Annotated in this window: 20 protein-coding genes; 16 read left to right on the top strand and 4 right to left on the bottom strand. The window is 69.7% G+C overall.

Annotation, left to right across the window (positions count from 1 at the left end; genetic code table 11):
- Positions 1–313: 313 nt before the first annotated feature.
- Together QUY26_RS32470 and QUY26_RS32475 are read left to right on the top strand one after the other, a co-directional pair.
- Positions 314–1,921: an ABC transporter substrate-binding protein gene (locus QUY26_RS32470; protein WP_289952987.1), complete on the top strand. Its 1,608-nt coding sequence runs from the start codon at positions 314–316 to the stop codon at positions 1,919–1,921.
- 42 nt (positions 1,922–1,963) lie between these two features.
- Complete coding sequence (locus tag QUY26_RS32475; RefSeq protein ID WP_289952990.1) at positions 1,964–3,544, top strand: ABC transporter substrate-binding protein; 1,581 nt, start codon at positions 1,964–1,966, stop codon at positions 3,542–3,544.
- 114 nt (positions 3,545–3,658) lie between these two features.
- Here QUY26_RS32475 and QUY26_RS32480 read toward each other — a convergent pair whose 3' ends face one another.
- Both QUY26_RS32480 and QUY26_RS32485 read right to left on the bottom strand, forming a co-directional pair.
- Positions 3,659–4,330 (bottom strand): response regulator, encoded by a 672-nt coding sequence (locus QUY26_RS32480; protein WP_030356234.1) that lies wholly within the window; start codon positions 4,328–4,330, stop codon positions 3,659–3,661.
- Between the two features lie 15 nt (positions 4,331–4,345).
- Positions 4,346–5,227, bottom strand: coding sequence for a RecB family exonuclease (locus tag QUY26_RS32485; RefSeq protein WP_289952993.1), 882 nt, complete (start codon positions 5,225–5,227; stop codon positions 4,346–4,348).
- 129 nt (positions 5,228–5,356) lie between these two features.
- Here QUY26_RS32485 and QUY26_RS32490 point away from each other — a divergent pair, with 129 nt between their 5' ends.
- The 3 genes from QUY26_RS32490 to QUY26_RS32500 all read left to right on the top strand — a co-directional run bounded on the left by QUY26_RS32490 (position 5,357) and on the right by QUY26_RS32500 (position 8,745).
- A complete protein-coding gene (locus tag QUY26_RS32490) occupies positions 5,357–6,958 on the top strand; it encodes a site-2 protease family protein (protein WP_289952996.1) in 1,602 nt (533 codons plus the stop codon).
- A 68-nt stretch (positions 6,959–7,026) separates the two neighbouring features.
- The gene (locus tag QUY26_RS32495; protein ID WP_016639459.1) at positions 7,027–7,929 is read left to right on the top strand and encodes a tRNA (adenine-N1)-methyltransferase; all 903 of its coding nucleotides are present in this window, start codon (positions 7,027–7,029) and stop codon (positions 7,927–7,929) included.
- A gap of 219 nt (positions 7,930–8,148) precedes the next feature.
- Positions 8,149–8,745, top strand: a complete 597-nt coding sequence (locus tag QUY26_RS32500) for a hypothetical protein (protein WP_289956238.1) — start codon at positions 8,149–8,151, stop codon at positions 8,743–8,745.
- Between the two features lie 139 nt (positions 8,746–8,884).
- Here the strand turns inward: QUY26_RS32500 and QUY26_RS32505 are convergent, their stop codons facing one another.
- Positions 8,885–9,199: a ferredoxin gene (locus QUY26_RS32505; RefSeq protein ID WP_289953000.1), complete on the bottom strand. Its 315-nt coding sequence runs from the start codon at positions 9,197–9,199 to the stop codon at positions 8,885–8,887.
- Between the two features lie 254 nt (positions 9,200–9,453).
- Here QUY26_RS32505 and arc point away from each other — a divergent pair, with 254 nt between their 5' ends.
- From arc to prcA, 6 genes are all read left to right on the top strand, one after another.
- Positions 9,454–11,220, top strand: a complete 1,767-nt coding sequence (arc, locus tag QUY26_RS32510) for a proteasome ATPase (RefSeq protein ID WP_289953003.1) — start codon at positions 9,454–9,456, stop codon at positions 11,218–11,220.
- Between the two features lie 259 nt (positions 11,221–11,479).
- Positions 11,480–12,991 carry a depupylase/deamidase Dop gene (gene dop, locus QUY26_RS32515; protein WP_354670722.1) on the top strand — a complete coding sequence of 504 codons (1,512 nt, stop codon included), beginning with the start codon at positions 11,480–11,482 and terminating at the stop codon, positions 12,989–12,991.
- Between the two features lie 132 nt (positions 12,992–13,123).
- A complete protein-coding gene (locus tag QUY26_RS32520; protein WP_016325855.1) occupies positions 13,124–13,342 on the top strand; it encodes a ubiquitin-like protein Pup in 219 nt (72 codons plus the stop codon).
- Entirely contained in the window at positions 13,332–13,589 is a 258-nt protein-coding gene (locus tag QUY26_RS32525) for an endonuclease domain-containing protein (RefSeq protein ID WP_354670723.1), read from the top strand. Before QUY26_RS32520 ends, QUY26_RS32525 begins: the two co-directional genes overlap by 11 nt.
- Positions 13,541–14,386: a proteasome subunit beta gene (gene prcB / locus QUY26_RS32530; protein WP_289953016.1), complete on the top strand. Its 846-nt coding sequence runs from the start codon at positions 13,541–13,543 to the stop codon at positions 14,384–14,386. Before QUY26_RS32525 ends, prcB begins: the two co-directional genes overlap by 49 nt.
- A gap of 50 nt (positions 14,387–14,436) precedes the next feature.
- Positions 14,437–15,219 (top strand): proteasome subunit alpha, encoded by a 783-nt coding sequence (prcA, locus tag QUY26_RS32535; protein ID WP_289953018.1) that lies wholly within the window; start codon positions 14,437–14,439, stop codon positions 15,217–15,219.
- A gap of 49 nt (positions 15,220–15,268) precedes the next feature.
- Here the strand turns inward: prcA and QUY26_RS32540 are convergent, their stop codons facing one another.
- Entirely contained in the window at positions 15,269–16,303 is a 1,035-nt protein-coding gene (locus QUY26_RS32540; protein WP_289953019.1) for a LacI family DNA-binding transcriptional regulator, read from the bottom strand.
- 223 nt (positions 16,304–16,526) lie between these two features.
- Between QUY26_RS32540 and QUY26_RS32545 the strand changes: the two genes are divergently transcribed.
- The 5 genes from QUY26_RS32545 to QUY26_RS32565 all read left to right on the top strand — a co-directional run bounded on the left by QUY26_RS32545 (position 16,527) and on the right by QUY26_RS32565 (position 22,014).
- The gene (locus QUY26_RS32545) at positions 16,527–17,786 is read left to right on the top strand and encodes an MFS transporter (RefSeq protein WP_289953020.1); all 1,260 of its coding nucleotides are present in this window, start codon (positions 16,527–16,529) and stop codon (positions 17,784–17,786) included.
- 9 nt (positions 17,787–17,795) lie between these two features.
- On the top strand, positions 17,796–19,157 hold the full coding sequence (gene pafA, locus QUY26_RS32550; RefSeq protein WP_030356247.1) for a Pup--protein ligase: 1,362 nt from the start codon (positions 17,796–17,798) through the stop codon (positions 19,155–19,157).
- A 183-nt stretch (positions 19,158–19,340) separates the two neighbouring features.
- Positions 19,341–20,336, top strand: a complete 996-nt coding sequence (locus QUY26_RS32555) for an FKBP-type peptidyl-prolyl cis-trans isomerase (RefSeq protein ID WP_289953023.1) — start codon at positions 19,341–19,343, stop codon at positions 20,334–20,336.
- A 64-nt stretch (positions 20,337–20,400) separates the two neighbouring features.
- Positions 20,401–20,775, top strand: a complete 375-nt coding sequence (locus QUY26_RS32560) for an FKBP-type peptidyl-prolyl cis-trans isomerase (RefSeq protein ID WP_289953024.1) — start codon at positions 20,401–20,403, stop codon at positions 20,773–20,775.
- Positions 20,776–20,997: 222 nt separating this feature from the next.
- Complete coding sequence (locus tag QUY26_RS32565; RefSeq protein ID WP_289953029.1) at positions 20,998–22,014, top strand: helix-turn-helix transcriptional regulator; 1,017 nt, start codon at positions 20,998–21,000, stop codon at positions 22,012–22,014.
- Positions 22,015–22,028: the final 14 nt, after the last annotated feature.

Genomic DNA, 22,028 nt, shown 5'->3' on the forward strand with positions numbered 1-22,028 from the left:
GACGTTTCCCACGTGCAAGAGGGTCGACAGGTCCCTGATCCTATGCCGGAGAGCCCTTACCCCTCGGGTGGGGCGTGACCTTGTGTCCTGATTGGGCCGCCCGTGCACGAAACCTTCCGGTGTCGGGTTATCGGTGTGTCCACGCCCCGTATCACTGCGTGATGGCAGCTCAACTCCGGTCTCCTCCAACGCCTTCGCTGGTGCGGACTAATCTCGTCGCGAGAACATCGCCCCACCCCCCCCGTGACCCATCAACCCCACCCCGCCGTTGCCGGAAAACACGGGTATTCAAGAGTTCTGGAGAACGTCCAGCATGAACCGCAAGACTTTGGTGCTGCCGGCCCTGATAGGTCTGCTCGCCCCCACGCTCGCCGCGTGTGGCGGTTCGGGCGGCGGGGACGGCGACGACTCCATCGCGGTGGGCACCACGGACCGGTTCGCCGTCTCGAAGGAAGTCCCGGCTCCCTTCGACCCTGCGTACTCCTACGACGCCGGGACCTGGAACATCCTGCGGCAGACCCTGCAGACGCTCATGGCCATGCCGCGCGGGGGCGGCGAGCCGGAGCCCGAGGCGGCGCAGAAGTGCGGCTTCACCGACACCGGCAACGAGCGGTACGCGTGCACCCTGCGCAAGGGCCTCAAGTTCGCCGACGGCAAGCCGCTGACCGCCTCCGATGTGAAGTTCTCCATCGAGCGAGTGCGGGACATGAAGGTCGCCAACTCCAGCGGTGTCGACGGCCTCGTCTCGAACGTCGAGACCATCGAGGTCCAGGGCGACCGGGGCGTCGTCTTCCACCTCAAGAGCCCGGACGCGACGTTCCCGTACAAGCTGGCCACCCCGATCGCGGGCATCGTCAGCCCCGATCACTACAGCAAGACGAAGCTGCGCGACGGCTTCGAGGTGGACGGCTCCGGTCCGTACACCGTCAAGCAGGAAGTCAAGGGCGACCAGCTCGTCAAGGCGGTCTTCACCAAGAACCCCCACTACAAGGGTTCCTTCGGCCAGCAGAACGAGAAGGTCGAGCTGCGCACCTTCGTGAACGCGGCCGGGATGGGCAAGGCCCTCGAAAGCGGCGACATCGACCTGATGACCCGCACCATGTCGCCGCAGCAGGTGAAGAAGCTGGACGAGAGCCCCGGCAAGGACATCGACCTCGTCGAGATGTCCGGCCTGGAGATCCGCTACCTCGCCTTCAACACCAACGCGTCGACCGTCAAGAACAAGGCCGTCCGCCAGGCCATGGCCCAGATCGTCGACCGCGGCGCGCTCGCGAGCAGTGTGTACGGCTCCATGGCCGACCCGCTGTACTCGCTGGTGCCGACCACCATCACCGGCCACTCCAACTCGTTCTTCAACAAGTACGAGCAGCCGGACCCGAAGAAGGCCAAGAAGCTGCTCACCGAGGCGGGCATCAACACGCCCGTCAAGCTGACCATGCACTACACCACGGACCACTACGGCCCGGCCACGAAGAAGGAGTTCGAGACGCTGCAGCAGCAGCTGAACTCCACCGGCCTCTTCGACGTGAAGATCAAGGGCGAGGTCTGGAACACCTTCCGCCCGGCGGAGCGCGAGGGTAAGTACGACGTCTACGGCATGGGCTGGTTCCCTGACTTCCCGGACGCCGACAACTTCCTCGCGCCGTTCCTCGACAAGGACAACTTCCTCGGTTCGCCGTACCGCAACAGCACCATCAACGACGAACTGATCCCCACCTCCCGGCGCGAGGCCGACCGCCTCAGCGCGAGCAAGAGCATCGAGAAGATCCAGGACATCGTGGCCGAAGACGTCCCGGTGCTGCCGCTGTGGCAGGGCAAGCAGTACATCGCCGCACGTGACGACATCACGGGCGTCGAATGGGCTCTCAACTCCTCCTCGAACCTGCAGCTGTGGGAGCTCGCCCGCGGTGTGGGCGACTGACCGGCGCCTCACCGAGTACGGAAACAACGACAAGGCACGCAAGTGAAAATGCGCAACCAGTGGCTGGCCCTGCCCCTCACCTCCGGCCTGGCCGCCACCCTGCTGACGGGCTGTGGATCGGAGTCGGGCGGCTCCGCCGCGGACAGCGACTCCGTGGTGGTGGGGATGTCCGACGACGTCCTCGCCACCGACCCGGCGTCCGGTTACGACCCGGGCTCGTGGCTGCTGTTCAACAACGTCTTCCAGTCACTGCTCAGCTTCCCCAACGGCGCCACCCAGCCGGAGCCGGAGGCCGCGCGCAAGTGCCGCTTCACCGACCAGCAGACCAAGGTCTTCACCTGCACGCTGCGCGACGGTCTGAAGTTCAGCAACGGCAACGACCTGACCTCGAAGGACGTCAAGTACTCCTTCGACCGCGTGCGCGAGATCAACGACAAGACCGGCCCGGCGCTCATGTTCCCGATGCTCGACGAGGTCGAGACGCCGGACGCCAAGACGGTCGTCTTCAAGCTGAAGTTCCCCGACGCGACCTTCCCGAGCAAGATCGCCTCGGGCGCCGGTTCGATCGTCGACCACCGTGAGTACCCCAAGGACAAGCTCCGCGCCGACAGCGAGGCCGTGGGCTCGGGGCCGTACAAGCTCGACTCGTTCGACAAGGAGGAGGCGGTCTTCTCCGTCAACTCCGGCTACAAGGGCACCGCGAAGACCCGCAACGACGGCGTCACGCTGCGCTTCTTCCACGGCGACCGCAAGGCCCTGAAGCAGGCGATCACCGACCACGACATCGACGTCGCCTACCGAGGCCTGGCCGCCGCGGACATCGCCGACTTCGAGAAGGGCACCTCCGACACCAAGACGGAGGTCGTCGAGGGCACCAGCGCCGAAGTGCAGCACCTGGTGTTCAACATGAAGGACCCGATGGCCGGCAAGCCCGGCGTGCGCAAGGCCATCGCCTACCTCCTCGACCGCGAGGCGCTGGTCGACCAGGTGTACCAGGGCACGGCGACGCCGCTGTACTCGATCGTCCCGGCCGGCATCGGCGGCCACAACACCGCCTTCTTCGACACCTACGGCGCCCGCCCGCAGCGTGACAAGGCGGCGGCCGCCCTGCGCGGAGCCGGCATCGAGGGCAAGGCCAAGCTGACGCTCTGGTCCACGCCGTCCCGCTACGGCCCGGCCACCGACGAGGAGCTGGGCGCGATAGCCAAGCAGCTCAACGCCAGCGGCCTGTTCGAGGCCGACGTGAAGTCCGTCGAGTTCGAGCAGTACGAGAAGGACATCGAGGCCGGCAAGTACGGCGTCTACGTCAAGGGCTGGGTGCCGGACTACCCGGACCCGGACAACTTCACGCAGCCGTTCTTCGGCAAGGGCAACGTCCTGTCGAACCACTACGAGAACAGCACCATCACCGGGAAGATCATCCCGGCCACGGCCGCGCAGAGCGACCGCAACTCCACGGACAAGGACTACGGCAAGCTCCAGGACATCGTCGCCGCCGAGGTGCCCGTCCTGCCGGTCTGGCAGGCCAAGCAGTACGCGGTCGTCCAGGAGAACGTCTACGGCGTGGAGTCCTGCCTGGACGCGTCGACCGTCTTCCGCTTCTGGGAGCTCAGCAAGGACTGACGCCTGAGCTGAGGCCGACGCCTGCTGCGAGGCGAGCACATAGCTGAGGGGGCGCCCACCGGGCGCCCCCTCAGCTATGTGCTCACGCAGTCGTGCTCCTCGTGCCCGCGGGGGCTACTGCGCTCCGGGCCTGACCAGGCCGCTCTCGTACGCGTACACCGCGGCCTGCACGCGGTCGCGCAGACCCAGCTTCGTCAGGACGTGCCCCACGTGCGTCTTCACCGTGGTCTCGCTGACGAAGAGGTCCGCCGCGATCTCCGCGTTGGACAGCCCGCGCGCGACCAGCTTCAGGACCTCGACCTCGCGGTCGGTGAGGGTGTGCAGCGTGTCCGGGACCGGCTCGTCGCCCGAGGGCAGGTGCCCGGCGTACTTGTCGAGCAGTCGGCGGGTGATGCTCGGCGCGAGCATCGCCTCGCCCGCGGCGACCACCCGGATCGCCTGGACCAGCTCGTTCGCCGGCGCGTCCTTCAGGAGGAAGCCGCTGGCGCCCGCGCGCAGCGCCTCCACCACGTACTCGTCGAGGTCGAACGTGGTCAGGACGAGGACCTTCGCCGGGCCGTCCCGGCCGGGCCCCGTGATCTGCCGGGTCGCCTCGACCCCGTCCATCCGCGGCATGCGGATGTCCATCAGGACGACATCGGGCTGCAACGCCCGCACCTGGTCCAGAGCCTGCAGACCGTCTCCGGCCTCGCCGACGACCGCGATGTCCTGCTCGGCCTCCAGGATCATCCGGAAACCCGTGCGCAGCAGCGGCTGGTCATCGACCAGTAGGACGCGGATGGCCACGTATCTCTCCTTCGCCTAGCCCGGGCCCATTCTGCCCTGCTCGGCGTCCGGCGACTCCGGCGGCCTCACCGGAAGCGGATACGGCGGGGGCGTGCCGCCGAATTCCGGACAGACCGCCTGGTGGTCGCACCAGCCGCACAGCTTCGTCGGCCGTGGCCGCCACTCGCCGGTCTCCGTCGCGCGCACGATGGCGTCCCACAGCGCGAGCAGCTTGCGCTCGACCCGCTCCAGGTCGGCCGCCACCGGGTCGTACGTGATGACGTCGCCGCTGCCCAGATAGACGAGCTGGAGGCGGCGCGGGATCAGGCCCTTCAGGCGCCACACCACGAGGGCGTAGAACTTCATCTGGAACAGGGCGCCCTCCGCGTACTCCGGGCGGGGGGCCTTGCCGGTCTTGTAGTCGACGATGCGGACCTCGCCGGTGGGGGCGACGTCGACGCGGTCGATGATGCCGCGCAGCTTCAGGCCCGAGGCCAGCTCGGCCTCCACGAACAGCTCCCGCTCGGCGGGCTCGAGGCGCGTGGGGTCCTCCAGAGTGAACCACCGCTCGACCAGCTTCTCCGCGTCGGCGAGCCACTGGGCCACGCGCTCGCCCGCGCCGTCGTCGGCGAACAGCTCGGCAAGCTCCGGCTTGGCCTCGCGCAGGCGGTCCCACTGGCCGGGGACGAGCGCCTTGGCCCGGGGCGCGGTGCGCTCCGTCGCGGGCGCGTCGAAGAGTCTCTCCAGGACCGCGTGGACCAGGGTGCCCCGCGTCGCGGCCTCGCTCGGCTTCTCCGGCAGCTTGTCGATCACCCGGAAGCGATACAGCAGCGGGCACTGCATGAAGTCGCTCGCGCGCGAGGGCGACAGGGACGCCGGGCGCGCGGCCGCCCTGACGTCGTCGGTCCTGGTTTCCATGACAACAGACCCTACGACCCGCCACTGACAACGGCCGCATACCATCGACGACAGACCCTCCCGCCCTGCATGATCGTGCGTGTACCGCGCCACAGCAGGAGCGGGGGACGCTTCGAACGAGGGGACATCGTGGACGAAAGCGGCGGCAGCGGCAGGCCGCAGTCCGACGAGCACGCGCCCGCCAAGGCGGAGACCGCGTCCGACCGGGAGACCGCGTCCGACCAGGCGGCGGCCGAGCGTGACCAGGCGCAGGCCGGTTCCGGCCGGGCCGCGGGGGCGTCCGGTGGAGCGGAGAGCGCGCCGTCCAGCGCGTCCCGGGCCGGGGCCGAGCGCCCCGGTGCGGAGGGCGACATCCACGCGGGCGGCACGGGGGAGGACCGGGCCCGGGGCGAGGCCGACGGCTCCGACGCCGCGCCCGAGGCGGCGCCGGCCCCGACGGCGGACGCGGCGCGCCCGACGGCCGCCGACCGGCCGGATCTGTCCAAGGCCCCCCCACGGGCCCACGCGCACCACACCGGTGAGCCGCTCAAGAGTTCCAAGGGTGCCAAGGGCAGCGCGGGCGGCAAGGAGGAGCCGAAGAACCCCGGTGGCGGGCTCCTCATGGGGCGCCCCTTCGGCGTGCCCGTGTACGTCGCGCCCAGCTGGTTCCTCGTCGCCGCGCTGATCACCTGGGTGTTCGGCGGCCAGCTCGACCGCGTCCTGCCCGAGCTGGGCAACGCCCGCTATCTCGTGTCACTGTTCTTCGCCGTCGCCTTCTACGCCTCGGTGCTCGTGCACGAGCTGGCCCACACCGTCGCCGCGCTCCGCTTCAAGCTCCCCGTGCGCCGCATCCAGCTCCAGTTCTTCGGCGGCGTCAGCGAGATCGAGAAGGAGAGCGAGACCCCCGGCCGCGAGTTCGTCCTCGCCTTCGTCGGACCGCTCCTCTCCCTCGTCCTCGCGGGCGTGTTCTACGCGGGCATGCAGGCCGTGGAACCCGGCACCGTCCCCGGCGTCCTGCTCGCCGGACTGATGATCTCCAACCTCATCGTCGCCGCCTTCAACCTCCTGCCCGGCCTCCCGCTCGACGGCGGCCGCATGCTCCGCGCCGTCGTCTGGAAGATCACCGGCAAGCCCATGAGCGGCACCATCGCCGCCGCCTGGGTCGGCCGCGCCCTCGCCATCTCCGTCCTGGTCGGCCTGCCGATCCTCAACCAGTCCGGCGCGCTCGGCGGCGAGACCCAGGACATCGGCGGCATGGACACCGTCACCGACGCCCTGCTCGCCGCGATCCTCGCCGCCATCATCTGGACCGGGGCGGGCAACAGCCTGCGGATGGCCCGGCTGCGCGAGCACCTGCCCGAACTGCGCGCCCGCGCGCTCACCCGCCGCGCCGTCCCCGTGGAGACCGACACCCCGCTCTCCGAGGCCCTGCGCCGCGCCAACGCCGCGGGCGCCCGCGCCCTGGTCGTGGTGGACGCCGACGGCGACCCGCTGTCCGTGGTCCGGGAGGCCGCCATCGTCGGCGTACCGGAACACCGCCGTCCCTGGGTCACCGTCAGCGGCCTCGCCCAGGACATCACCGAAGGCATGCGCGTCCCCGCCGAACTGGCGGGGGAGGAGCTCCTGGACCGGCTGCGCGCCACCCCGGCCACCGAATACCTGGTCGTCGAGACCTCCGGGGAGATCTACGGCGTGCTGTCCGCCGCCGACGTCGAGCGCGCGTTCGTCAACGCCATGGCGCGGCCCAGCTGACCGCGCCCGCCGCGGCCCGCGCGACCGCGGTGGTCGGCGGCCCCCGCCACGGCCGGTAGGCTGGTCACATGTCCGAACCGACCGGTGCCGCCCGCCGACGCGGGCCCTTCAAGGTCGGGGACCAGGTCCAGCTCACCGACCCCAAGGGACGCCACTACACGTTCACGCTCGAGGCCGGGAAGAACTTCCACACCCACAAGGGTTCCTTCCCGCACGACGAGCTGATCGGTGCTCCCGAGGGCAGTGTTGTCCGCACCACGGGGAACGTCGCCTACCTCGCGCTGCGTCCCCTGCTCCCCGACTACGTCCTGTCCATGCCCCGCGGCGCCGCCGTGGTCTACCCCAAGGACGCGGGGCAGATCCTGGCCTTCGCCGACATCTTCCCCGGCGCGCGCGTCGTGGAGGCGGGTGTGGGCTCCGGCTCGCTCAGCGCCTTCCTGCTGCGCGCCATCGGCGACCACGGCATGCTGCACTCCTACGAGCGCCGCGAGGACTTCGCCGAGATCGCCCAGCAGAACGTGGAGCGCTACTTCGGCGGCCCGCACCCCGCCTGGCAGCTCACCGTCGGCGACCTCCAGGACAACCTGTCCGACACCGAGGTCGACCGTGTCATCCTCGACATGCTGGCCCCCTGGGAGTGCCTGGAGGCCGTCTCCAAGGCCCTGGTGCCCGGCGGCATCCTGTGCGCCTACGTCGCCACCACCACGCAGCTGGCCCGCACCGTCGAGTCGATCCGGGAGATCGGCGGCTTCAACGAGCCGACCGCCTGGGAATCGATGATCCGCAACTGGCACATCGAGGGCCTGGCCGTCCGCCCGGACCACCGCATGATCGGCCACACCGGCTTCCTCCTCACCGCCCGCCGCCTCGCGGACGGCGTCGAGCCGCCCATGCGGCGCCGCCGCCCCGCCAAGGGCGCCTACGGCGAGGACTACACCGGCCCGAACGCCGACGGCGGCAGCCCCCGCTGACCGCCCGCCCGGACGCGTACCCCACGCGCCCGGCGCACTCCACACAACGCACCGGCGCCGCCGTCGAGTTCCCACCGCACCCAGGGAACTCGACGGCGGCGCCGCCGTGTTGGACGCGTGTCACCGCACCGGGCCCCGGTGTTCCCCGGCGCTGTGAGGTGTGGCAGCATGCTGGCCACCCCACCCCCACCGGCACAGCCCTCACAGGAGACACTCCTCGTGCAGCACCCCGCCGTCCCGGAACCGGCCCACACGGTGGACCGGTCGTGGGCCACCCGACCCGTCCACTGGGTGGCCACCGCCGCCGCGCTCGCCGCCGTCGTCGCGGCCTCGGGCTTCCTCCAGCCCGACCCGGCCACCGCCGCCCCGACCGACCCGAAGCCCGAGTCGCGCAGCGCCCCGGCGCCCGCGGCCGCGCCCGCCCCCGACCCGGCCGCCGTCGCCTACCCCCTGGACTGCCCCGCCGATTCCGTCGTCGCCAAGAAGGCGACCGGCGACCTCGACGGCGACGGCAACCCCGAGACCGTCGCCGCCGTGCACTGCGAAGCGGGCTCCGGCACCCCGCCGCACGCCCTGTATGTCATCACCCGGCCCCGCGAGGGCAAGCCGCGCGTCGTCGCCACCCTCCTCGACGCCAAGGAGGGCCGCACCGTCAGCGCCCTCGCGGTGCGCCGGGGCGCCGTGACCGCGACGCTCCTCGGCTATTCCTCGATCGACGTGCCCCGCTACCGCCCCGATCTCCGCGACGAGGCCAAGTGGCAGTGGAAGAACGGCGCGTTCACCCGCTCGACACCCGGCGCGGCGCGCGGGGTGTGACGCACCCACCGCCCCACGCGCCGCCGCAGTGGACGGCGCGTGGGCCCCGGGCGCGGCCCGCGGACATGCGCAAGGGCCCGTGGTTACCTTCAGACGGTAACCACGGGCCCCGTTTCGCTCACTCAGCGAAATAATTCGGTCACTCTGCGTCGGGTCCGTAGACCTCGACCTTGTCCGAAACGCGACGTACATGAATACAGTCACCCGGGCACTCCTTCGCGGAGTCGGTGACGTCCCGCAGCAGCGGCAGCGGCACGGGTGTTGTCGCCCCCGGCGTCTGCAACAGCTCGTCGTCGCCGCCCTTCACATAGGCCAGGCCGTCGATGTCCAGCTCGAAGACCTCCGGCGCGTACTGGGCACAGATGCCGTCGCCGGTACACAGGTCCTGATCGATCCAGACCTCGAGCAGATCATGGCTCTCGCCGACGGTCTCCGCCTCGTGCTGCACGGTCATCTCTCCTGCCGAAACTGCGTCGAGCAGGGCCGACTTTGCTGCAAGTCCGGCCAGCCCTGACGGGTGTTGAACACTTCGACCCTACAACCGGCGGCTTTCCGATGTTGTTGGGTGGGTATTCCCCTGGCGTGAGGGAGAGCGCAAGGGTGAAGATCGGACACACCCCCACCGTCTTTGTGATCTAGGGGTTTCAATCAGCACCCACCCAGGTAGGGTCAGGAAGCGTCCAGCTCCCCTTGGAGGAGGTGAGGACCGTGGCAGCCCACGACGACGACATCAACCGCGGCATCCGGCCGGGGCGAGGGTCTGAGGACCCAGCCGGTCAGGTTGCCTATCTCGAGCAGGAAATCGCCGTCCTGCGACGCAAGCTCGCCGACTCTCCGCGGCACACGAGGATTCTCGAAGAGCGGATCGTCGAGCTGCAGACCAACCTGGCAGGCGTGTCCGCGCAGAACGAACGGCTCGCCAACACGCTCCGTGAGGCCCGCGACCAGATCGTGGCCCTCAAGGAAGAAGTCGACCGGCTCGCACAGCCGCCGGCCGGCTTCGGAGTCTTCCTCACGGCGAACGAGGACGGCACCGCCGACATCTTCACCGGCGGCCGCAAGCTCCGCGTGAACGTCAGCCCGAGCGTCGAACTCGACGACCTCAGGCGCGGCCAGGAAGTCATGCTCAACGAAGCGCTCAACGTGGTCGAGGCCATGGAGTACGAGAGCGTCGGAGACATCGTCACCCTCAAGGAGATCCTCGAGGACGGCGAGCGAGCCCTGGTGCTCGGACACACCGACGAGGAACGGGTGGTGAGGCTCGCCGAGCCGCTCCTGGACGTCACCATCCGCCCCGGAGACGCCCTCCTGCTCGAGCCCCGCTCCGGCTACGTCTACGAGGTCGTACCGAAGAGCGAAGTAGAGGAACTGGTCCTCGAAGAGGTCCCGGACATCAGCTACGAGAAGATCGGCGGCCTCGGCGGTCAGATCGAGATGATCCGTGACGCCGTCGAGCTCCCCTACCTCTACCCCGATCTCTTCAAGGAGCACGAACTGCGGCCGCCCAAGGGCGTCCTGCTCTACGGCCCGCCCGGCTGCGGCAAGACGCTGATCGCCAAGGCCGTCGCCAACTCCCTCGCGAAGAAGGTGGCCGAGGTCACCGGGCAGCCCGCGGGGAAGAGCTTCTTCCTCAACATCAAGGGCCCCGAGCTCCTCAACAAGTACGTCGGCGAGACCGAGCGGCACATCCGCCTGGTCTTCCAGCGCGCACGGGAGAAGGCGAGCGAAGGCACCCCCGTCATCGTCTTCTTCGACGAGATGGAATCCCTCTTCCGCACCCGCGGCAGCGGCGTCAGCTCGGACGTGGAGAACACCATCGTTCCCCAGCTGCTCGCCGAGATCGACGGTGTGGAGGGCCTGGAGAACGTCATCGTCATCGGCGCCTCCAACCGCGAGGACATGATCGACCCGGCCATCCTGCGGCCCGGACGCCTCGATGTGAAGATCAAGATCGAGCGCCCGGACGCCGAGGCGGCCAAGGACATCTTCGCCAAGTACCTCACCGAACGACTGCCGCTGCACTCCGACGACCTCGCCGAGCACAGCAGCGACAAGGCCGCCACGGTGCAGGGCATGATCCAGTCCGTCGTGGAGCAGATGTACGCCGAGTCCGAGGAGAACCGCTTCCTCGAAGTCACGTACGCCAACGGCGACAAGGAAGTCCTCTACTTCAAGGACTTCAACTCCGGCGCCATGATCGAGAACATCGTCGGCCGCGCCAAGAAGATGGCCATCAAGGCCTTCCTCGAGCAGAACCAGAAGGGCCTCAGGGTCTCTCACCTCCTCCAGGCTTGCATCGACGAGTTCAAGGAGAACGAGGACCTGCCCAACACCACCAACCCGGACGACTGGGCCCGCATCTCCGGCAAGAAGGGCGAGCGGATCGTGTACATCCGCACGCTCGTCACCGGCAAGCAGGGCGCCGACACCGGACGCTCCATCGACACGGTGGCCAACACCGGTCAGTACCTGTAGATGGCAGGGCGGCTGCGGGTGCCCTCCACGGGTACCCGCAGCCGACTGTTTTCCGCCGGTCGCGGGCGCCTCGCAGCCGCGTCACCAACCCAGCGAGAGCAAAGCAGGAAATGATCTCCCCACCAGCGCAGAGGCGTTCTAGGCTCTTCCGTACCGCCGAGTCGCGCAGTGCGGGGACGGGCACCGCACACGCACCGGAGAACCAGCGGTACTTGAGCGGTGCCCCCGACCGAGGGCGCCGCCGGGCAAGGAGGGCCGCATGACCGTACGGCGAGTAATGGGCATCGAGACGGAGTACGGCATCTCCGTTCCCGGCCACCCCAACGCCAATGCCATGCTCACCTCGTCCCAGATCGTCAACGCCTACGCCGCGGCGATGCACCGGGCGCGACGCGCCCGCTGGGACTTCGAGGAGGAGAACCCGCTGCGGGACGCGCGGGGCTTCGACCTAGCCCGCGAATCCGCCGACGCCAGCCAGCTCACCGACGAGGACATCGGCCTCGCCAACGTGATCCTCACCAACGGGGCCCGCCTCTACGTCGACCACGCACACCCCGAGTACAGCGCACCGGAGGTCACCAACCCCCGCGACGCCGTCCTCTGGGACAAGGCCGGCGAACGCATCATGGCCGAGGCCGCCGAGCGGGCCGCCGCGCTCCCCGGCGCCCAGCCGATCCACCTCTACAAGAACAACACCGACAACAAGGGCGCCTCCTACGGCACGCACGAGAACTACCTGATGAAGCGGGAGACCCCGTTCTCGGACATCGTGCGCCACCTCACGCCCTTCTTCGTCTCCCGCCAGGTCTTCGCCGGGGCGGGCCGCGTCGGCATCGGCCAGGACGGCCACGAGCACGGCTTCCAGCTCAGTCAGCGCGCCGACTACTTCGAGGTCGAGGTCGGCCTGGAGACCACCCTCAAACGGCCCATCATCAACACCCGGGACGAGCCGCACGCCGACGCCGAGAAGTACCGCCGCCTGCATGTGATCATCGGCGACGCGAACCTCTCGGAGATCTCCACCTACCTCAAGCTCGGCACCACCTCGCTGGTCCTGGCCATGATCGAGGAGGGCTTCATCGCGGTCGACCTCGCCGTCGACCAGCCTGTCCGCACCCTCCACCAGATCTCCCACGACCCGACCCTCCAGCACCTGGTCACGCTCCGTAGCGGCCGCACCCTCACGGCCGTCCAGCTCCAGATGGAGTACTTCGAGCTGGCCCGCAAGTACGTCGAGGAGCGGTACGGCGCCGACGCGGACGACCAGACCAAGGACGTCCTCACACGCTGGGAAGACGTGCTCAACCGCCTGGAGAACAACCCAATGAGCCTCTCCGGAGAGCTCGACTGGGTCGCCAAGCGGGAACTCATGGAGGGCTACCGCCGTCGTGACGGCCTCGACTGGGACGCGGCCCGCCTGCACCTGGTGGACCTCCAGTACGCGGACGTACGCCCCGAGAAGGGCCTCTACAACCGTCTCGCGGCCCGCGGCAAGATGAAGCGCCTCCTGGACGAGGGCGCCGTCGAGCGGGCCCGCAGCAAGCCGCCCGAGGACACTCGCGCCTACTTCCGGGGGCGCTGTCTGGAGCAGTACGCCGACGACGTCGCCGCGGCCTCGTGGGATTCGGTCATCTTCGACCTGCCCGGACGTGACTCGCTCCAGCGGGTGCCCACCCTGGAGCCGCTTCGCGGAACGCGTAATCACGTCAAAGAGCTCCTTGACCGCTGCCGCACGGCGGAGGATCTGGTCCGGGTGCTCTCCGGAGGCTGAAAGGCGGCTGAAAGGCTGGCCGCGGGGGAATCACAGAGGTGGGCCCCGCACGTTGTACGAAGTGCGGGGCCGATGTCAGACCCGGCTTGTAGGGTCTGATCAAGAAACGTCTAACCGAGCGGGGTGAGGTAGATGGCGACCAAGGACACCGGCGGCGGACAGCAGAAGGCGACGCGTTCCACCGAGGAGGTCGAGGAGCAGGCGCAGGACGCGCAGGCCTCCGAGGACCTCAAGGAGCGCCAGGAGAAGCTGAGCGACGACGTGGACTCCGTCCTCGACGAGATCGACGACGTCCTCGAGGAGAACGCAGAGGACTTCGTGCGTTCCTTCGTGCAAAAGGGTGGCCAGTAGGCCGCTGCTCCCTTGGTTTCCAAGGGCAGGCGAGGGTCGTCGAGCATGCCGCGAAAGCGCGACGGCCCATGTGGGTCACTGCCGCGGGACGGGTAGGGTCCGTGGCGTACTGTGCATCAACTGCAATTCGGCGATCGGCAAGTTGGGAGATGCTCCCGGCACCTTGCGCCGGGCCATCAGTTACCTGGAAGGAAACCCGTGGAAGCCAACACTCGAAAGCCCGGGCGTCTGCCGGCTGCCTTCCTGACCCCTGGTTCCTCGTCCTTCATGGACTTTCTCTCCGAGCACCAGCCGGAAATGCTCCCCGGCAAGCGGCAGTTGCCGCCGACACAAGGGGTGCTCGAGGCTCCGCACGGCACGACCATCGTGGCGGCGACGTTCCCCGGCGGCGTGGTGCTCGCCGGTGACCGTCGCGCCACGATGGGCAACGTCATCGCGCAGCGCGACATCGAGAAGGTCTTCCCGGCCGACGAGTACTCGGCGGTCGGCATCGCGGGCACGGCCGGTCTCGCCGTGGAGATGGTGAAGCTGTTCCAGCTGGAGCTGGAGCACTTCGAGAAGGTCGAGGGCGCGACGCTCTCCCTGGAGGGCAAGGCCAACCGCCTCTCGACGATGATCCGGTCCAACCTGGGCATGGCGATGCAGGGCCTCGCGGTCGTCCCGCTCTTCGCGGGGTTCGACGTGGACCGTGCCAAGGGCCGCATCTTCTCGTACGACGTGACGGGCGGCCGCAGCGAGGAGCACGGGTTCGCGGCGACGGGCTCGGGCTCGGTCTTCGCGCGCGGCGCGATGAAGAAGCTCTACCGCGACGACCTGACGGAGGAGCAGGCGACGACACTCGTCGTGCAGGCGTTGTACGACGCCGCGGACGACGATTCGGCGACGGGCGGTCCGGATGTCGCCCGGCGGATCTATCCGATTGTGACGGTGATCTCCGAAGAGGGCTTCCGGAGGCTGGCGGAGGCGGAGACCTCCGAGATCGCGCGCTCGATTCTGGCTCGCCGTCTCGAGCAGCCGGACGGACCGCGCGCCGCCCTGCTCTGAGTGCCCCGTTGTTGTTGTGTGAATTTTTGACAGAAAGGGACGGATAGCCGGTGTCGACGCCGTTCTATGTCTCACCCCAGCAGGCCATGGCCGACCGGGCGGAATACGCCCGCAAGGGCATCGCCCGTGGTCGCAGTCTGGTCGTGCTGCAGTACGCCGATGGCATTGTGTTCGTCGGTGAGAACCCGTCCCGTGCGCTGCACAAGTTCAGCGAGATCTACGACCGGATCGGTTTCGCCGCGGCCGGTAAGTACAACGAGTACGAGAACCTCCGCATCGGCGGCGTCCGCTACGCGGATCTGCGGGGTTACACCTATGACCGCGACGATGTGACGGCCCGAGGCCTGGCGAATGTGTACGCGCAGACGCTGGGCACGATTTTCTCCAGCAACGCCGAGAAGCCCTACGAGGTCGAGCTGGTCGTGGCCGAGGTCGGCACGACACCGGACGGCGACCAGATCTACCGGCTGCCGCACGACGGCTCGATCGTCGACGAGCACGGCTCGGTCGCGGTGGGCGGCAACGCGGAGCAGATCAGCACGTATCTGGATCAGCGCCACCAGGACGGGATGACGCTCGCCGAGGCGCTGAAGCTCGCGGTGCAGGCGCTGTCGCGTGACACCAACGGCAGTGAGCGGGAGATCCCCGCGGAGCGCCTGGAGGTGGCGGTCCTCGACCGCACGCGGCCGCAGCAGCGGAAGTTCAAGCGGATCGTCGGCCGGCAGCTGGAGCGGCTGCTCGGCGAGGGCGGCTCGGCGGGGGAGCCGGGGGACGGCGCGGACCCGGACGCCGAGGCCGGATCGGACTCCGGTTCGGGTTCCGCCGACGAGTAGCTCCGCGTACCGCGGCAGGTGAACTGCGCGTGGCCCCGCGTCCCGGCTCTCAGCGCCGGGGTGCGGGGCTTTGCGCTGTGGAGCCGCGGACGACGAGGTGGGCGGGCAGGGCCGCGGGCTCGGGGGCGCGGCCGTCTAGGACGGCGATGAGGGTGGCCATGCCCTGCTCGCCGAAGCGCTCGGCGGGCAGGGCGACGGTGGTGAGTTCGGGCTCGACGGCGGTGGCGAGGGTCAGGTCGTCGAAGCCGGTGACGCTGAGGTCGTCGGGGACGTGCAGGCCGAGGCGGCGGGCGGCCTTGCAGACGCCCGCGGCGAGGATGTCGTCGTCGCAGACGACGGCGGTGGGCCGGGGGCCGGGCCCGCTGAGCGCGGTCTCGGCGGCGACGCGGGCGTCGTCGACGGTCAGGAGCGCCTTGGCGGTGCGGACGGTCGCGCCGGTGCCCCGGACGGTGGCGACGAGGGCGTCACGGCGTACGTGGAACGTCCAGGAGTCGACGTCGGCGGCCAGGTGCAGCAGATCGCGGTGGCCGAGGGCGAGCAGGTGCTCGACGGCCTGGCGCATGCCGTCGGCGATGTCGAGGTTGACCGTGCTCGCGCCGAGGCTGCCCGCGGGGTCGCTGTCGAGCATCACCAGGGGCAGTTCGTCACCGCGGATCGCGCCGAGGGCCTCGGAGGCCATGGAGGAGGCGAGGACGCCGTCGAGCGAGGCGCGGGCGGAGTCGAAGGGGTCGCGGGCCGGGGCGTTGAGGTCCGGGGTGGGGTAGAGGACGACGCCGAAGCCGTGCCGGGCGGCGACGCGGGCGGCGCCGGTGTGCACGCGGGCGAAGAACTCGTTGGTGAGGGCGGGGACCACGAGGAGGGCGGTGCGGGTGCGGCCGAGGCGGAGGTTGCGGGCGGCGAGATTGGGCCGGTAGCCGAGCTCGCGGGCGGCGGCGCGGACGCGCTCGGCGGTGCGCTCGGCGACGCGGCCCTGCCACTTGTCGCCCAGGACGAGGGAGACGGTGGCCTGCGAAACCCCGGCGGCGCGGGCGACGTCACGGCTGGTGGGGCGGGGGGCCGCGGTGTCGTGCTGGGGTCCGGCCACGGACGTCTCCTGGTCGCTGTGGGCCCCGGCGTGGTGGGGCGGGGGCGGGCGTGCGGTCGGCGCCGGGACGTGGCCCGGCACCGGCGGTCCGGGCGCCCGGCACACGGTGGTCGTGCACGGGCGGTGGACTGGTGAACAGCGCACATGGTACGTATGACCCCGCGAAGTTATACGTACAACTAGGAGCGCATCGGCGCGCGGGCGGGCGAGGAGAGGCTGACTGATGGCTTCCGGTTACGGCGAGATCCTGCGCGCGCGGTACGCGACGCGGCTCCTGGCGGGCACCCTCGTGGGCCGGCTGCCGAACGCGACGGCGGCGATCGGCATCGTGCTGTTCGTCCGTGCGGAGGGCGGCTCCTACAGCCTGGCCGGCGCGCTGGCCGCGGTCTACGGAGTGGCGACGGCCGTCGGACAGCCGCTGCTCGGGCGCCTGGTGGACCTGTACGGCCAGCCGCGCGTGATGCTGCCGGCGGCCGTCGTCTCGGGCCTCGGCATGGCGGCTTTCGCGTTCACCGGCCCCGACATGCTCGTCGCCGCGTACGCCGCGATGGTGGTCGCCGGACTGTTCACCCCGCCACTGGAGGGCGGCCTGCGGGCGCTGTGGCCGGACGTGCTGCGCAAGGAGGGCCAGGTCCACACGGCGTACGCGATGGACGCCGTGGCGCAGGAGGTCATGTTCACCGTCGGCCCGCTCCTGGTGACCGGGCTCGTGTCGCTGTGGTCGGCGGGCGCGGCGCTGCTCGTCGTGAACGCGATCGGCGTGCTCGGCGCCCTGTCGGTGGTGGTGTCGCGCCCCTCGCGCGCGTGGCGGTCGGCGCCGCGAGAGGCGCACTGGCTCGGCGCGCTGCGCTCCCCGGGGCTGCTCGCACTGCTCGGCGCGTTCCTGTTCGTGGGGACGGCACTCGGCGCGATCACGGTCGCGGGCGTGTCGTACGCGGACGAGCACGGCGGGGACGCGGTGTACGGCTGGATGATGGCGGCGCTCGGCCTCGGGGCGCTGGTGGGCGGGGCGGTCTACGGGGCGCGGCAGTGGAGCGGCGCGCCGGAGCGGCGGCTCGTGCTGCTCGTGGCGCTGCTGGCGGTCTGCTACGTGCCGTTGGTCCTGATGCCGGGAGCGGTGGGGATGGTGGCGCTGACGGCGCTCGCCGGGGTGTTCCTCGCGCCGGCGCTCGCGTGCGCCTTCATCGTCGTGGACCGGCACGCGCCCCGGGGCACGGTCACGGAGGCGTTCTCGTGGCTGGTGACGACGTTCACGGTGGGCACGTCGGTCGGGACGGCGGCCGGCGGTCCCGTGGTCGAGTGGGCCGGGACGCGCTGGGGGTTCGCGGTTCCGGGGCTCGCGGGGGCGGCGGCGCTGCTGGTGCTCGTGTGCACGGGGCGGGCGTTCGCATCCGCAGCTGTGGGGCCGGTGGTTGCGGGTTCATCGGAAAATGATCGAAACGGTGCTGCCGAACCCGGTTTCAGTGCGGGGCATCGGGCGTAATGTTCAGTCATGGACCGCCGCATTTTCGGGCTGGAGAACGAGTACGGCGTCACGTGCACGTTCAGGGGACAGCGCCGTCTGTCGCCTGACGAAGTGGCGCGCTACCTCTTCCGCCGTGTTGTGTCATGGGGCCGCAGCAGCAACGTCTTTCTGCGGAACGGCGCCCGCCTGTATCTCGACGTGGGTTCACACCCGGAATACGCGACACCCGAGTGTGACAACGTGACCGAGCTCGTCACCCACGACAAGGCAGGCGAGCGCATTCTGGAAGGCCTGCTCGTCGACGCCGAACGCCGCCTGCACGAGGAGGGAATCGCGGGCGACGTCTATCTCTTCAAGAACAACACCGACTCGGCGGGAAACTCCTATGGTTGTCACGAGAACTATCTCGTGGCCCGGCACGGGGAGTTCTCGCGTCTCGCGGACATCCTGATTCCGTTCCTCGTCACCCGGCAGTTGCTGTGCGGCGCGGGCAAGGTGCTGCAGACCCCGCGCGGCGCGGTGTACTGCGTGAGCCAGCGCGCGGAGCACATCTGGGAGGGTGTGTCGTCGGCCACGACACGCTCGCGGCCGATCATCAATACGCGTGACGAGCCGCACGCGGACGCCGAGCGCTACCGCCGACTGCATGTGATCGTCGGCGACTCGAACATGTCCGAGACGACCATGCTCCTGAAGGTCGGCGCGACCGATCTCGTGCTGCGGATGATCGAAGCGGGCACGGTGATGCGGGATCTGACGCTGGAGAACCCGATCCGGGCCATCCGTGAGGTCAGCCACGACATCACGGGCCGCCGCAAGGTCCGCCTGGCCAGCGGCCGGGAGGCCTCCGCCCTTGAGGTGCAGCGCGAGTACTACGAGAAGGCGGTCGACTTCGTCGAGCGCCGCGGCATCCGCACCGGCACGGTCGAGCAGGTCCTCGAGCTCTGGGGCCGCACGCTCGACTCGATCGAGAGCGAGGACCTGGACCGCATCGCCACCGAGATCGACTGGGTCATGAAGTACAAGCTCATCGAGCGGTACCGCGCCAAGAACAACATGACCATGTCGCACCCGAGGGTCGCGCAGATAGACCTCGCCTACCACGACATCCACCGCCGTCGTGGCCTGTACTACCTCCTGGAGAAGAAGGGCCAAGCCGCCCGGATCTGCAACGACTTGAAGATCTTCGAGGGCAAGTCGGTGCCGCCGCAGACCACCCGGGCCCGGCTGCGCGGCGACTTCATCCGCCGCGCCCAGGAGCAGCGCAGGGACTTCACGGTGGACTGGGTGCACCTCAAGCTCAACGACCAGGCGCAGCGCACCGTGTTGTGCAAGGACCCGTTCCGTTCCGTCGACGACCGGGTGGAGAAGCTGATCGCCGGAATGTGAGCCGGCATGACCGCCGGGTGACCGGCTCGCGGTCGGACAGTGGCCGGATCGTGGCCCCTGAGACGCCAGGGTGTTGTGGGAACGCAACGCGGGGCGCCGTACGTTCCTCGTACGGCGCCCTTCTCACTGCGTAGAGTTGCGCGCACGCCAACCCACAAGATCGATTGATACGAGGCCCCCACCGTGCGCCGACGCTCACTTCTCCTGGCCGTTCCGGCCGGCCTGCTGACCCTGGCCGGATGCGGCGACGACGACAAGTCCGACAAGGCCAAGTCCAAGGACAGCCCGTCCCCGTCGAATTCCACGCCGCCGAAGGCGAAGATCGTCGACGGCCCCGTGCCCGCCGTGACCAAGGGCACGAAGTTCGGCGAGAAGCCCACGGTCGCCAAGGGCTCCGGCAAGCCGTCGACCGACCTCGCGGTGAAGACCCTCATCGCGGGCAAGGGCGCCACGGTCGCCAAGGGCGACTACCTCCAGGCCCACTACCTGGGCCAGATCTGGGACACCGCCAAGGTCTTCGACAACTCCTACGACCGCAAGGCCCCGACGATCTTCCCGATCGGCGTCGGCAAGGTCATCCCGGGCTGGGACCAGGCCCTGGTCGGCAAGAAGATCGACAGCCGCGTCGAGCTCGCCATCCCCCCGGAGCTGGGGTACGGCAAGGAGGGCAACAAGCAGGCGGGCATCAAGGGCACCGACACCCTGGTGTTCGTCGTCGACATCGTGAACACCTTCAGCACGAAGAGCTCCGCCAAGGGCAAGGAAGTCGCCCAGGACAACAAGGACCTGCCGAAGATCGGGACGAACACCGACGGCAAGGCACCCTCCATCGACATCCCGAAGACGGACGCCCCGAAGAAGGTCGCGTCGGCCTATGTCATCGAGGGCGACGGCGACGAGGTCAAGGAGAGCGACACGCTTCTCTGCCAGTACAAGGGCGTGCTGTGGGCGGACGGCAAGCAGTTCGACTCCTCCTACAAGAGCGGTCAGCTCGCGCAGTTCCCCCTCGCGCAGGTCATCCCCGGCTGGCGTGAGGGCCTGAAGGGCAAGAAGGTCGGCAGCCGCGTCCTGGTGGTCGTGCCGCCGAAGGAGGGCTACGGCGACAAGCCGCCGCAGGGCAGCTCCATCAAGAAGGACTCCACGCTGGTCTTCTGCGTGGACATCCTCGCCAAGATGTGATCACCCCCAGGACGGATGGCAGACTGTCCCGGTTGTCCATCACGCACATGAGCAGGAGTTTTTCGTGAGCATCGACAAGCCCGAGGTCGACTTCCCCGTCGGTGAGCCCCCCACCGAGCTGCAGATCAAGGACCTCTGGGAGGGCGACGGCGCCGTCGCCAAGGCGGGCGACTTCGTCAAGGTCCACTACGTGGGCGTGGCCTTCTCCACCGGTGAGGAGTTCGACGCCTCCTGGAACCGCGGCAACCCGCTGGAGTTCCAGCTCGGCGCCGGACAGGTCATCGCCGGCTGGGACCAGGGCGTGCAGGGCATGAAGGTCGGCGGCCGTCGCGAGCTGACCATCCCGGCGCACCTCGCCTACGGCGACCGCGGCGCCGGCGGCGGCCGCATCGCCCCCGGCGAGACGCTGATCTTCGTCTGCGACCTGGTCGCGGTCTGAGTCACCCTGGGTCACTCCCGGACGTGTCCGCGGCGGATCCAGGTCCGATCCGCGTCCGACCGGAAGTGTCCGTCGAGGGCCCCTGCCAACCCCGGCACGGGCCCTCCCGTCTCCCTCCACCGCCCTCAACGGTCTTCCTCCGGGGGGCTTCCTCAGCCCTCGGCTTTTGCCACCACACCCCGGGGCGGTACGGTCGTCGACCGGGAGAGAGAAAGGGCGTCGATGGCCATTGCCAAGGCCGAGCGGCTGATGAATCTGGCGCTGTGCCTGCTCGGGACGAGGCGTCCGCTCAGCAAGCGTGAGCTGCGGGAGTCCATCGAGGCCTACGTCGAGGCCTTCGGGCCGGGGCCGGGCGCCGCCTTCGGACCGGGCCGGAGCGCGCTCTCCGGCGCTTCCAGCGCGTCCGAGGACTCCTTCAACCGCATGTTCGAGCGCGACAAGGACGACCTTCGCGAACTCGGCCTGGTCATCGAGACGGTGGAGAACCTGGACGGCGAGGTCGGCTACCTCGCCCGCCGCGACAGCAACCGGCTCCCGCCGATCACGCTCGACGCCGAGGAGGCCGCCGCCCTCGGTCTCGCCGCGAAGGTCTGGCAGCAGGCCAGGCTCGCGGGCGCGGCCAGCGGCGCCCTGCAGAAGCTGCGCGCCGCGGGCCTGCCCGAGGACGTCGACCCCTACGAGTCGCACGGCGCCCTGGAGCCGCACATCCCCGTGCACGAAGCGGCCTTCGAGCCGCTGATGCTCGCCTGCCGCGACCGGCGCCCCGTCGTCTTCGACTACCGCAAGGCCACCGCGGCGCGCCCCGAGCAGCGCCAGGTCGAGCCCTGGGCCCTGGAGTGCTGGCGCGGCCACTGGTATCTGGCGGGCTGGGACCGCGACCGGGAGGCCGAGCGCGTGTTCCGGCTCTCCCGCATCACCGGCAAGGTCCGCTCGCGCGCCGGGAAGTTCCGCGCCGAGGTGCCCGACGTGGTGACCGTGCGCGAGACCGTGGCGAGCTGGGCGGGGGAGCGGGCCGACGGCACCGCGCTGATCCGGCTGCGCAAGGGCGCCGGCTACCCGCTGCGCGCCAAGGCCGTCGCCGCCCGGGAACTCGGCGACGGCTGGGACGAGTTGGAGATTCCGTACGGGCACGGGCTCGACGCCTGGCTGGTGGAGTTCGGGCCCGACGTGGTGGTCCTGGAGCCCGCCGAGCTGCGGGCGGACGTCGTGGACCGGCTGCGTGCCGTGGCCAAGGGCTGAGGGGAACGGAAGCG

This window comes from Streptomyces flavofungini (genome assembly GCF_030388665.1).
Classification (GTDB): domain Bacteria; phylum Actinomycetota; class Actinomycetes; order Streptomycetales; family Streptomycetaceae; genus Streptomyces; species Streptomyces flavofungini_A.